This is a genomic window from Amycolatopsis tucumanensis (genome assembly GCF_021654135.1).
GTDB lineage: Bacteria > Actinomycetota > Actinomycetes > Mycobacteriales > Pseudonocardiaceae > Amycolatopsis_E > Amycolatopsis_E tucumanensis.
Map to the genome: position 1 here is coordinate 1 of NZ_JAKGSD010000054.1, position 11,971 is coordinate 11,971.

General features: G+C 72.8%; 12 protein-coding genes. 7 read left to right on the forward strand and 5 right to left on the reverse strand.

Features of this window, described 5'->3' with window-relative positions; all coding sequences use genetic code 11:
* Positions 1-249: 249 nt before the first annotated feature.
* From L2C96_RS35540 to L2C96_RS35555, 4 genes are all read right to left on the reverse strand, one after another.
* Positions 250-570 carry an MmcQ/YjbR family DNA-binding protein gene (locus L2C96_RS35540; protein WP_237339309.1) on the reverse strand — a complete coding sequence of 107 codons (321 nt, stop codon included), beginning with the start codon at positions 568-570 and terminating at the stop codon, positions 250-252.
* A 154-nt stretch (positions 571-724) separates the two neighbouring features.
* The gene (uvrB, locus tag L2C96_RS35545) at positions 725-2,878 is read right to left on the reverse strand and encodes an excinuclease ABC subunit UvrB (RefSeq protein WP_308191213.1); all 2,154 of its coding nucleotides are present in this window, start codon (positions 2,876-2,878) and stop codon (positions 725-727) included.
* Positions 2,879-2,927: 49 nt separating this feature from the next.
* Positions 2,928-3,182: a hypothetical protein gene (locus L2C96_RS35550; protein ID WP_020420360.1), complete on the reverse strand. Its 255-nt coding sequence runs from the start codon at positions 3,180-3,182 to the stop codon at positions 2,928-2,930.
* A 218-nt stretch (positions 3,183-3,400) separates the two neighbouring features.
* On the reverse strand, positions 3,401-4,654 hold the full coding sequence (locus L2C96_RS35555; protein WP_237339310.1) for a PucR family transcriptional regulator: 1,254 nt from the start codon (positions 4,652-4,654) through the stop codon (positions 3,401-3,403).
* Between the two features lie 59 nt (positions 4,655-4,713).
* Between L2C96_RS35555 and L2C96_RS35560 the strand changes: the two genes are divergently transcribed.
* The 6 genes from L2C96_RS35560 (at position 4,714) to L2C96_RS35585 (ending at position 10,380) form a co-directional block, all read left to right on the forward strand.
* Complete coding sequence (locus tag L2C96_RS35560; RefSeq protein WP_237339311.1) at positions 4,714-5,241, forward strand: ribonuclease FAU-1 family protein; 528 nt, start codon at positions 4,714-4,716, stop codon at positions 5,239-5,241.
* A gap of 121 nt (positions 5,242-5,362) precedes the next feature.
* Positions 5,363-6,280 carry an ABC transporter ATP-binding protein gene (locus L2C96_RS35565; protein ID WP_020420357.1) on the forward strand — a complete coding sequence of 306 codons (918 nt, stop codon included), beginning with the start codon at positions 5,363-5,365 and terminating at the stop codon, positions 6,278-6,280.
* On the forward strand, positions 6,280-7,017 hold the full coding sequence (locus L2C96_RS35570; protein WP_237339312.1) for an ABC transporter permease: 738 nt from the start codon (positions 6,280-6,282) through the stop codon (positions 7,015-7,017). The genes L2C96_RS35565 and L2C96_RS35570 overlap by 1 nt, the downstream gene beginning before the upstream one ends.
* Positions 7,018-7,097: 80 nt before the next feature.
* The gene (locus L2C96_RS35575) at positions 7,098-8,531 is read left to right on the forward strand and encodes a glycosyltransferase family 39 protein (protein ID WP_237339313.1); all 1,434 of its coding nucleotides are present in this window, start codon (positions 7,098-7,100) and stop codon (positions 8,529-8,531) included.
* The gene (locus L2C96_RS35580; protein WP_237339314.1) at positions 8,531-9,757 is read left to right on the forward strand and encodes a sensor histidine kinase; all 1,227 of its coding nucleotides are present in this window, start codon (positions 8,531-8,533) and stop codon (positions 9,755-9,757) included. Before L2C96_RS35575 ends, L2C96_RS35580 begins: the two co-directional genes overlap by 1 nt.
* The gene (locus L2C96_RS35585; RefSeq protein ID WP_237339315.1) at positions 9,754-10,380 is read left to right on the forward strand and encodes a response regulator; all 627 of its coding nucleotides are present in this window, start codon (positions 9,754-9,756) and stop codon (positions 10,378-10,380) included. Before L2C96_RS35580 ends, L2C96_RS35585 begins: the two co-directional genes overlap by 4 nt.
* A gap of 2 nt (positions 10,381-10,382) precedes the next feature.
* On the opposite strand, the gene L2C96_RS35590 is transcribed toward L2C96_RS35585, so the two are convergent.
* Complete coding sequence (locus tag L2C96_RS35590; RefSeq protein WP_237339316.1) at positions 10,383-11,219, reverse strand: DUF4097 family beta strand repeat-containing protein; 837 nt, start codon at positions 11,217-11,219, stop codon at positions 10,383-10,385.
* Positions 11,220-11,334: 115 nt separating this feature from the next.
* Here L2C96_RS35590 and L2C96_RS35595 point away from each other — a divergent pair, with 115 nt between their 5' ends.
* Entirely contained in the window at positions 11,335-11,763 is a 429-nt protein-coding gene (locus L2C96_RS35595; protein WP_237339317.1) for a pyridoxamine 5'-phosphate oxidase family protein, read from the forward strand.
* Positions 11,764-11,971 lie beyond the last annotated feature (208 nt).

The following is an 11,971-nucleotide window of genomic DNA, read 5'->3' on the forward strand; positions in this document are numbered from 1 at the left end:
AGCAGCAACGGTCAGACGCAAGCGGCTGCGCCAGCACGAGAACGAGCAGCAACGGTCAGACGCAAGCGGCTGCGCCAGCACGAGAACGAGCAGCAACGGTCAGACGCAAGCGGCTGCGCCAGCACGAGAACGAGCAGCAACGGTCAGACGCAAGCGGCTGCGCCAGCACGAGAGCGAGCGGCAGCGGTCGGGCGCGGATGGCGAGTTCCCGCGCGAGCCGAGGCGAGCAGTGACGTGCGTGCGGCTGGTTCAGGAACGGGCGTAGTCGTAGGAGGCGGACAGCAGTTCGTGGAGTTCGGCGTCCGGGATGGGGTTGTCCAGGGTGATCGTGTTCCAGCCGTGGCGGGACTGGTAGCCCATGGGGCGCATGGCGTCCGGGTGGCGTTCCCGCACGGTGGCGGCCTCCTCGGCGTTGGCGCCGCACCGGAGGGCGATCGAGTTCTCCTCGAAGCCGATGTAGGCGAACGCCTTGCCCGTGACCTTCACGACGAGCACGTGCTCACCGAACGGATAGGTCTCCACGGCGCCCGGCTGAGCCAGGCACCACGCGATCACGTCGTCGCGGGTCAACGGCCGCTCCCTCCATCCGGGTGGCTGGGCACCGGCATCCCGGCGCCCAGCCACTCCCCGCGGCCAGGCCGGCCACCGGCACTCCGGTGCCCGGCCACTCACGCCCCCATCCCGGCTGAGTCGCCGGCACCCCCGCGCCGACCACCGCGAAGGGTCACTTCACGCCGGCGGCGTCCATGCCCCGCAGTTCCTTCTTCAGCTCGGCGATCTCGTCGCGGAGGCGGGCCGCCAGCTCGAACTGCAGGTCGCGGGCGGCCTGCATCATCTGGTCGGTCATCTGCTGGATCAGGTCGGCCAGTTCGGCGCGCGGCATGCCGGCCACGTCGCGGTCCACCAGCACCCCGGAGCTGCGGCCGCCCTGCTCGGGCTTCTTGCCGCGCGAGGCGTTGCGACCGGAACCGCCCACCTGCACCGCCTGCTCGGAGTCCTCCGCCTCGCTGTAGACGCGGTCCAGGATGTCCGCGATCTTCTTCCGCAGCGGCTGCGGGTCGATGCCCCGCTCCTTGTTGTACGCCATCTGCTTCTCGCGGCGGCGGTTCGTCTCGTCGATCGCGTACCGCATCGAGTCGGTGATCTTGTCCGCGTACATGTGGACCTCACCGGAGACGTTGCGCGCCGCGCGGCCGATCGTCTGGATCAACGACGTGCCGCTGCGCAGGAAGCCCTCCTTGTCCGCGTCGAGGATCGCCACCAGCGACACCTCGGGCAGGTCGAGGCCCTCGCGCAGCAGGTTGATGCCGACCAGCACGTCGAAGTCGCCCGACCGCAGCTGCCGCAGCAGCTCCACCCGCCGCAGCGTGTCCACCTCGGAGTGCAGGTACCGCACCCGGATGCCCATCTCCAGCAGGTAGTCGGTGAGGTCCTCGGCCATCTTCTTGGTCAGCGTGGTCACCAGGACCCGCTCGTCCCGCTCGGCGCGCACCCGGATCTCGTGCACCAGGTCGTCGATCTGGCCCTCGGTGGGCTTGACCACGACCTCCGGGTCGATCAGGCCGGTCGGGCGGATGACCTGCTCGACGAACTCGCCGCCGGTCTGGCCCAGCTCGTACGGGCCCGGCGTCGCCGACAGGTACACCGTCTGGCCGATCCGGTCGGTGAACTCCTCCCACGTCAGCGGCCGGTTGTCCAGCGCGCTGGGCAGCCGGAACCCGTGCTCCACCAGGGTCCGCTTGCGCGACGCGTCACCCTCGTACATGCCGCCGATCTGCGGCACCGTCACGTGCGACTCGTCGATGACCAGGAGGAAGTCCTCCGGGAAGTAGTCGATCAGGGTGGCCGGGGCCGACCCGGCAGGGCGGTCGTCGATGTGCCGCGAGTAGTTCTCGATGCCCGAGCAGAACCCGACCTGCCGCATCATCTCGATGTCGTAGGTGGTGCGCATGCGCAGCCGCTGCGCCTCCAGCAGCTTGCCCTGCTTCTCCAGGCGCTCCAGCTGCTCGGCCAGCTCCGCCTCGATGCCGCGGATCGCCTTCTCCATGCGCTCCGGCCCCGCCACGTAGTGGGTGGCCGGGAAGATCCGCACCTCGTCGACCTCACGCACGATCTCGCCGGTGAGCGGGTGCAGGTAGTACAGCTTGTCGACCTCGTCGCCGAAGAACTCGACCCGCACGGCCAGCTCCTCGTACGCCGGGATGATCTCCACCGTGTCGCCGCGCACCCGGAACGTGCCGCGTGAGAACGCCAGGTCGTTGCGGGTGTACTGGACGTCGACCAGCGCGCGCAGGAACGTGTCGCGCTCGACCTCCATGCCGACCTCCAGCTTGGAGGACCGGTCGAGGTAGGACTGCGGCGTGCCCAGGCCGTAGATGCAGGACACCGAGGCGACCACGATGACGTCCCGCCGGGACAGCAGGTTCATCGTCGCCGAGTGGCGGAGCCGCTCGACGTCGTCGTTGATCGACGAGTCCTTCTCGATGTAGGTGTCGGTCTGCGGGACGTAGGCTTCCGGCTGGTAATAATCGTAGTAGCTGACGAAGTACTCGACCGCGTTGTGCGGGAACAGTTCGCGCAGCTCGTTGGCCAGCTGCGCGGCCAGGGTCTTGTTGGGCGCCATGACCAGCGTGGGCCGCTGCACCCGCTCGATCAGCCAGGCCGTGGTCGCCGACTTGCCGGTGCCGGTGGCGCCCAGCAGCACGACGTCCTTCTCGCCCCGCTCGAGCCGCTTGGCGAGCTCGTCGATGGCCGCCGGCTGGTCACCGGCGGGCTGGTACTCGCTGACGACCTCGAACCGGCCGCCCGCGCGCGGGATCTCGGAGACGGGCCGGAACTCGGACTGGGCGAGCACGGGGTGTTCGGTTGCGAAAGCCACGGGAACCAGGGTAGGCCGACCCACCGACAGTTTTCAGCGAGGCGGCGTTCTAGCAGGCCAGACGGCGGTCGCGGGCGGCGCGGGCCAGGCACGACTCGCACGGCATGCCGCAGATCCGCTCCAGCAGCTCGGCGCTCCCGCAGGCGATCGGCGCGCCGCAGCGGGCGATCAGGACCTCCGGGATGGGGCCGGTTTCGGGGATCGGGACGAGGTGGCAGACCCGGTCGCGCTCACCCGCGGCGCCCCGGCGCAGGCGCACGAGGGCCATCACTCCGGTCGGCTCGGCGTGGACGACGTTCCCCATGGGCGAAGCGTAAACCGGAATAATCGTGGAATCTTCGTGCCGTCGGCCCAATCCTGGGGGCCAGGACTGGTCCTGAAGGACGAAAGCGCTGGACCGCGGCCTGCCGCGGGGGTCGATGAAACACCCGAAAGAGACAAACCAGGCGTTCCGTTCCGGTGTGTCGTCCGGTGAGGTCGGTTCCGCGGGTTCCGAAGCGCGGGCCGGCGGAGGCAGCTTTGTTACGGCGTCGCCAGCACGGCCGCGCCGAGCCGGTGGCACAGCCGCAGCGCGAGTTCGACGTCCAGGCGGTTCTCCGACACCGGGCGGCCCAGCATCTCCTCCGCCTTGCGCACCCGGTACTGCACCGAGTTCTTGTGCATCGTCAGCTGGGTGGCCGCCGCGGTGTAGCTGCCGCCCGCGGCCAGGAAGACCCGCAGCGTCTCGCGCAGCCGGGCGTGCTGCTCGTCGTCGGTGGCGAGGTCCCGCAGCGTGTCGGCGACCCAGCCGCGTGCGGCCGCCATGTCGCCCGCCATCAGGGCCATCGCCCCGACCTCGCGGAACGTCAGGACCCGGTCGCAGTGCTCGCCCGCGGCGAAGGCCAGGTTGTACACCCGCTGCGCCTGCCGGTGGCTGCGCCGGAACCCGTCCAGCCCCTCCCCCGGGTCGCCGAGCGCGAGCCGGATGCCCGGATCGGCCTTCTCCAGCACCTTACGGACGCGCTCCTCGTCCGGCATCGCGGGCCGCTCCAGCGGGACCCACACCCACGCGCAGACCTCGTCGTTCGGCACGAACAGCGGCGCGCCCGCGCTGGGCAGGCCCGCGGCGAGCTCGGCCGCGACCGCCTCCAGCCCGCCGAGCACGTGCCCGGCGCCCGGGACCGGGTCCTGCCACACGATCATCGCCAGGTGGGTGCCGCGCAGCCGGTAGCCGAGGCTGGTCTCGCTGGTGTCGGTGGCCCCGCCCTCCAGCAGGGTGCGCACCCTCGCGGCCCGGACCGCGCTGCGGTTGACCAGCCAGCGGTCGCGTTCCTCCTGGTAGGCCGACACCACCTGCTGCGTGACGCGGTCGATGAACGCGAACGCGCCGGTCAGCGCGTGCCCCATCATGGCGCCCAGCAGCTCCGGATCGGACTCGAACCTGACCGCCTCGCGCAGGGAATAATCGAGCAGCGCGGTCTGGCCGAGGTAGTAGGCGCGGATCAGGTCCACCACCGGGGTGCCGCGCTGGGCGAGACGGCGCGCGTACTCCATCGCGGCGGCCGGCGCCTCCACCCGGCGCGGGTCGATGCCGTGCTGGAAGATCCGCAGCGCGGTGTCCACGTTCTGGTAGACGCTCGCCGACAGCAGGCTCACGACACTCTCGTCGTCGTTGACCAGGTTCGGCAGCTCGCGCGCGTACAGCTGCACCAGATCGCCGGTGAGCTCGGTGGCCCGCTCCGCGAGCACGGCGGCCACCCGCGCCACTCCTTCGACCGCGTCTGCCTCGTCCGCCACGTGATCACCCTACCGTCGTGACAGTTCCCAAACTTATGTAAACCAGCAGAATGGGAGGCATGACCGCGCACGCCGGGACGATCCACCCCCCGAAGATCGAGACCTTCGACGTCGCGAACCGGACCAACACCGATCCCAAGGGCATCGCCCGCGCCGTCGAGGAGTACCGGGTCGAGCCGTTCGGGCTCTACCTCGCCCGGCCCACCCCCGGCCGCGCCCAGTTCCACTACCTCGAATCCTGGTTGCTGCCCGCGCTCGGCCTGCGGCTGACCGACTTCTGGTTCCGCCCCGGGCACGAACGCGACCAGGACTTCTACCTCGACATCGTCTCGGTCGAGCGCGACGACGCGACCTGGCGCACCACCGACTGGTACCTGGACCTCGTGGTGCGCGAGGGCGAGCGGGTCGACGTGGTCGACATCGACGAGCTGCTCGCCGCGGCCGGCGCCGGCCTGCTCACCGCGGGCGAGGCGCGGCGCGCGCTGGAGATCGCCTACGACGCCGTCGACGGCCTCGCCGCGCACGGCTACCGCGTGGACCGCTGGCTGGCCACCCACGGCATCGAGCTGACCTGGCGCCGCCGCTGAGCATCCACCGATCGGTGGATGGCCGGTCACCGGGCGGCTGAGCGAAGTCCCGCCGCGGAGTCGATCCGGCGCCCGCCCCCTCCCCCGCATGCTGGTCGGGCGGAGGAAAGGGGGCGGCACGATGCCGGTCATCGAGGTGCGGAACCTCAGGAAGCACTACGGCGGGAAGCCCGCCGTGGAGGACGTGTCCTTCACGGTCGAACGGGGCGAGATCTTCGGGATTCTCGGGCCCAACGGCGCGGGCAAGACCACGACCGTCGAGTGCCTGGAAGGACTTCGGCGCCCGGACGGCGGCCGGGCGACGGTGCTCGGGCTCGACCCGTGGCGCGACACCGCGGAACTGCGCCAGCGGCTGGGCGTCCAGCTGCAGGAGAGCCGGCTGCCGGACAAGCTCCGGGTCGGCGAGGCGCTGGAGTTGTACGCGTCGTTCTACCGGAACCCGGCCGATCCGGACGCCCTGCTCGAACAGCTGGGGTTGTCCGGGCGGCGCGGCACGGCCTACCGGAAGCTGTCCGGCGGCCAGCAGCAGCGCGTGTCCATCGCGCTCGCGCTGATCGGCAACCCGGAGGTCGCCGTGCTCGACGAGCTCACCACCGGGCTGGACCCGCAGGCCCGCCGGGACACCTGGGAGGTCATCGAGGGCATCCGCGACCGCGGGGTGACCATCCTGCTGGTCACCCACTTCATGGCGGAAGCCGAACGGCTCTGCGACCGGATCGCGGTGATCGACGCCGGCCGCGTGGTCGCCGTCGACACGCCGGCCGGGCTCGTCGCGCGCGTCGCCGACGAGCAGGTGATCCGGTTCCGCCCGTCGGAGCCGGTGCCCGACGAGCTGTTCACCGGCCTGCCCGAGGTGCGGACCGTGACGCGGCGCGGCGAGCAGGTCGAGGTCAGCGGCGTCGGCAACGTGCTGCACGCCGTCACGTCCGTCCTCGCGCGGCGCGGGATCGTCGCCGGCGAGCTGCGGGTGGCACAGGCCGGGCTGGACGACGCGTTCGTCGCGCTCACCGGCCGCCGGATCGGACAGGGGGACCGCTGATGCTCACCAGGCTCACCGCCGTCGAGGCGAAACTGTTCCTGCGCGACCCGGGGGCGCCGATCACGGTGCTCGGCGTCCCGATCGCGCTGCTGCTGGTGTTCGGGCTGCTGCCGGACGCGAACCGGCCGAGCGAGGAGTTCGGCGGCCAGCCGCCGCTGTCCGGGTTCATCGCGCCGCTCGCGGTGGCGATCCTGATCGGGATGCTGGCGCTGACGCTGTTCCCCGGCGCGATGGCGACCCACCGGGAACGCGGGGTGCTGCGGCGGCTCGCGGCGAGCCCGGTGCCGCCGTCCCGCCTGCTCACCGCGCAACTGCTGGTCAACCTGGCCGCCGCGCTCGTGGTCGTGCTGCTGATCGTCGTCGGCGGGCACGTCGTGCTCGGCCTGGCGCTGCCCGCCAACCCGGGCGGCTTCCTGCTCACGCTCGTCCTGGGCACCACGGCGCTGTTCGCCGCGGGACTGCTGGTCGCCGCGCTCGCGCCGACCGGCCGGACCGCGGGCGGGGCCGGGACCGCGGTGTTCTTCCCGATGCTCGCGCTCGGCGGGGTGTGGGTGCCGAAGGAGAACCTGCCGGGGGTGCTGCGGGAGCTGGCCGACGTGCTGCCGCTCGGCGCGATGCTCAACGCCCTGCGCGCGTGCTGGACCGGCGGCGCGCCGGAGCCGCTGCAGCTGGCGGCGATGATCGTGTTCGCCCTGGTCTGCGGTGGTCTGGCCGTCCGCTTCTTCCGGTGGGAGTGAAGAAGTTGACTTTCGTGGGCAACCGAACGGCCCCGGGCGGCGTCAGAGTTGCGAAGCTCGCTCGCGTTCCCGTGCTCGCCATGGCGGGGGCCGTCGGGCTGCTGTTGCTCGTCACGAGCGGCCGCTACGGCTACTTCGGCGACGAGCTGTATTTCCTGGCGGCTGGTCGGCATCTGGCTTGGGGGTATGCCGACCAGCCGCCGGCACTCCCCCTGCTCGCGCACCTGGTGGACGCGCTGGCGCCCGGGTCGCTGGTGGTGTTCCGGCTGCCCGCGACGCTGGCGACCGCCGCCGGGGTGGTCGTCGCCGCGCTGATCGCCAGGGAGCTCGGCGGCGGGCGGCGCGCGCAGGTGCTCACCGCCGGGACCTTCGCGATCAGCGGGCAGCTCCTCGGCACCGGCCACTACCTGGCGACCTCCACGTTCGACCCGCTGCTGTGGACGGTGCTGTGCTGGCTGCTGGTGCGCTGGGTGCGCACCCGCGCGGACGGGCTGCTGGTGTGGGCGGGAGTGGTGACCGCGGTGGCGGTCAACGTGAAGTTCCTGGTCCTGGCGTTCTGGCTGGTCGCCGGGATCTGCGTGCTGGTGTTCGGGCCGCGCGGGCTGCTGCGGCGGCCGCTGCTGTGGGCAGGCGCGCTGATCGCCGCGGCCGGTGCGGCGCCGACGGTGGTCTGGCAGGCCGCGCACGGCTGGCCGCAGCTGGAGATGAACGCCGCGATCAGCGCGGAGGTCGAGCAGGTCTACGGCGGGCGCCTGATGTTCCTGCCCGGGATGCTGGCCGGAGCCGGGATCGTCGTGGGCGCGGTCCTGCTGGTGTACGGGGTGTGGCGGCTGCTGCGGTCGCCGGAGCTGCGCGCGTACCGGTTCCTCGGGGCGGCCACGGCCGGGCTCACCGCGGTGTTCCTGGCGACGGGCGGGCGGTCCTACTACGTGGCCGGGATGTTCGCGGTGTGCTGGGCGGCCGCCGCCGTGAGCCTGGAAGCCGGGGCGGCCGCGCGGTGGTGGCGCTGGGTCGCGACCTGGCCGGTGTACGCGGTCAGCGCGCTGATCGTGGTGCCGTTCGCGCTGCCCGTGGTCCCGGTGTCCTGGGTGGGCAGGGCGCCCGCGCCGGGGTTCGCCACCGCGGAGATCGGCTGGCCCGACGTCGCGGCGTCGGTGGCGCGCGCCTACCGGCAGGTGCCCGACCCCGCCCGCACCGCGATCGTCACCGGCTTCTACTGGCACGCCGCCGCGCTGGACCGCTTCGGCCGTCCGCTCGGGCTGCCCGAGCCCTACAGCGGCAGCCGCGGCTACTGGGACCTGGGCACGCCGCCGGCGGGCGCGCGGGACGTGCTGTTCGTCGGCGACGACCCGGCGGTGCTGACCGGGCACTTCGCCGCGATCACACCGGCCGGGCGGATCGACGACGGCCCGGGCTTCGGCCAGGGCACCGCGCTGTGGCTGGCCACCGGCCGGGCCGGACCGTGGTCCGCGGTGTGGCCGCGGATGCGGGATCTGGGTGTGGGGACCGGATAATGCCCGGTGTGAACCGCCGCTCCTGGACACAGTCCCTCGACTTCGCCGAGGGCCCCGGCGGGCCGCTGTCGGAGACGTGGAGCCGGCTGGTCGACCACTACCTGCCGTACCTGCTGCTGGGACTGGCGACCCTGCTCGTCCACCGCGCCGACACCCTGCCGCTGGCCGGGGCGGCGCTGGCGTGGTTGCTGCTGACCGGCCCCGCGATGCCCCGGCGGTGGCGGTCGCACGGGATCACCCTGGCGGTCTCGTTCGCCGGGACGCTGACGCTGGCGTCCCTGCTGATGTTCCGGGACGTGCTGTTCCTGGTCTTCATGCTCACCTGCTTCTTCGGCGCGCTGCGGCTCAAGCCCGCGCCGCTGGGCGTGCTGGCGCTGGCCACGACATCCCTGCTGATCAACACGATCGGCGCGGGCGGGCCGGGCAAGGCGCTGAGCACCGAGCCGGTGCTGTGGGTGACCATCGTGACCGTGCAGACCGGGGCGATCTGCTTCGGCACCATCATCTCGCGCAAGGTCAGCGAGCAGAACGAGGCGCGGCGCGCGGCGCTGGAACAACTGGAGGCGGCGCAGGCGGAGAACGCGGGCCTGCACCGGCAGCTGCTCGCCCAGGCTCGCGAGGCCGGGGTGATGGAGGAGCGGCAACGGCTCAGCCTGGAGATCCACGACACCCTCGCGCAGGGCTTCACCGGGATCATCACCCAGCTCGAGGCCGCCGAACAGGACCCCGGCGAGTGGCGGCGGCGGGTGGCCACGGCCACCGCGCTGGCGCGGGAGAACCTCGCCGAAGCGCGGCGGTCGGTGCACGCGCTGCGGCCCGGCCCGCTCGACGAGGCGCGGCTGCCGGACGCGCTGAAGGCGGTGGCGGAGCGGTGGGCGCAGCGGTCGGAGGTGGCGATCGAGTTCACCGCGACCGGCACCGCCCGCCCGATGCACCCGGAGATCGAGGCCACGCTGCTGCGCGTCGCACAGGAGGCACTGTCCAATGTGGCCAAGCACGCCGGCGCGCGGCGCGTCGGCCTCACGTTGTCCTACATGGAGGATCAGGTGACGCTCGACGTGCGGGACGACGGGTCCGGGTTCGACCCGGCGCGGCGCGGCGACGGGTTCGGACTGCCCGGGATGCTGCAGCGGGTGCAGCGGCTCGCGGGCACGCTCGCGGTGGAGTCGGAACCCGGCGCCGGCACGGCCATCTCGGCCAGCCTGCCCGCGATCGGAGCCGCATGATCACGCTGGTGCTCGCCGACGACCACCCGGTGGTGCGGGACGGGCTGCGCGGGATCTTCACCGCCGAGCACGGGTTCGAGGTGCTCGGCGAGGCCGCGGACGGCGCGGAGGCGGTGGCGCTCGCCGAACGCGTGCGGCCCGACGTCGTGCTGATGGACCTGCGGATGCCGGGCACCGACGGGGTGCACGCGATCGGCGAGCTGGCGCGCCGCGGCAACCCGGCGCGGGTGCTCGTGCTGACCACCTACGACACCGACTCGGACGTGCTGCCCGCGATCGAAGCCGGCGCGACGGGCTACCTGCTCAAGGACGCTCCGCGGGAGGAGCTGTTCCGGGCGGTGCGGGCGGCGGCGCGGGGCGAGGCGGTGCTCTCCCCCGCCGTGGCGACCCGGCTGATGGGGCAGGTGCGCGCGCCCGCCCGGGAGGAGCTGAGCCAGCGCGAGATCGAGGTGCTGACCCTCGTCGCGCGCGGCGGCACGAACAAGGACGCGGCCGCGAAGCTGTTCATCAGCGAGGCGACGGTGAAGACGCACCTGCTGCACGCCTACGCCAAGCTCGGCGTGAAGGACCGGGCCGCCGCGGTGGCGCTCGCGCTGCGCCGGGGGCTCATCGAACTGGATTAGGTTCAGACGGCCGCGCGGTGGACGACGATGTCGCCGAGCCGGGTGCGGGCGTGCAGGCTGACCTGGTCGTCGAAGCCGGCCGAGTTCTCCCGCGCGGGCAGGGAGTTGCGCACGGTTCCCTTGGTGCTGCGGGCGTCCACCGAGACGGCGGTGCGGTCGCCGATGCCGACCTCGATGCCCCCGGAGGCGTTCGCCAGCTCCGCGACGCCGCGGGCCAGCCGCCCGATCCGGATCGGGCAGTCGCCCGCCTTGGCGACGACGCCGCCGTCGGCCCGGTCGATGTGGAAGCTCCCCTTGGCGCTGCCGAGGTCGACGCCGGACTTCGCGTGGCCGATCCAGACCGTGCCGGTCGAGCCCTGGTACCGGACGGCGCCCCCGGCCTCGCCGATCCGCAGCGCGGCGGCGCCGCCGTCGACGTCGGCCGGGCCTGCGATCCGGGTGATGGCGACCGAACCGGCGGCGAGGTTCCCGCGCAGCGCGGCGATGTGGTCGAGCTGGACGTGGCCCGAGCCCAGGTTCAGTTCGCAGTCGCCGAACCGGCCGTCGGCGCGCACGTCGGTCCACGTGCTGTGCAGGACCAGGCGGGACCCGGCGGGCAGCTCGATGGTGACGACGACCGAACCGTCCCGGTGGCCCGGCTTCCTGGTCTTGACCGACAGGTGGCCGTCGGCGAAGGCGACCTCGGTGCGCTGGGCGACTTTCACGTGGGACTGGTTCGCGTGGTCGACGGGCTCGACCCGCACGACGGTGTCCGGGCGCTCGCTCGCGGCGATGCGGACCCGGGCGCCCGCGGTCATCAGGCCGGCGGTGATGGGCTCGGGGGTGGCGAAAGTGATCATCGGAGGGACTCCTTCTTCGGGGGGCGTGTGATCACCTTCGCCGCCGCGGCTGACACCGGGCTGTCACGACCCTGACACCCCGTTTTTGTCGTACCCCCCGCCTAGCCTCGGGCGCATGGCGTTGTCAGTGGAAGAACGCGAACGGTTCCTGGCCGAGCCGCACATCGGCGCGCTGTCGGTCGTGGAGGCGCCCGACAGCGCGCCGTTGACGGTCCCGATCTGGTACCGGTACACGCCGGGCGGTGAGCTGTGGGTCCGCACGCCGCCGGGTTCGCGGAAGGCGCGGGCGATCGAGGCCGCGGGGCGGTTCAGCCTGATGGTGCAGCGGACCGAGCCGACGGTGCGGTACGTGTCGGTGGCCGGCCCGGTGACGGCGATCGAGGCGGACACCCCGGAGCGGGCGCGGGAGATGGCGGGACAGTACCTGCCGGCGGGCCAGGTGGAGGAGTTCGTCGCCTACGAACGGACGCGGCTGGGCGAGCACGTGGTGATCAGGATGCGGCCGGAGCGGTGGTTCTCGGCGGATCTGGGGTCTGCTGGGTAGGGGTGGTGTTGGGGGCGGGGGCGCGAGGCGAGCCGGGCCGAGGGCGGAGGAACCCGGCCGCCGTTGGGGCGGCGCAGGGCAAGCCAGCCGACGCGGAGTATCTGGAGGCCAGGCGGGCCGCCGGCGAGGCGGGCCGAGCCGGGGCGAGCCAGGCCGCCGTTGCGGCGGCGCGGGCGCGGGGGCGCGCCGACCGTCACGGAGCAGTGGA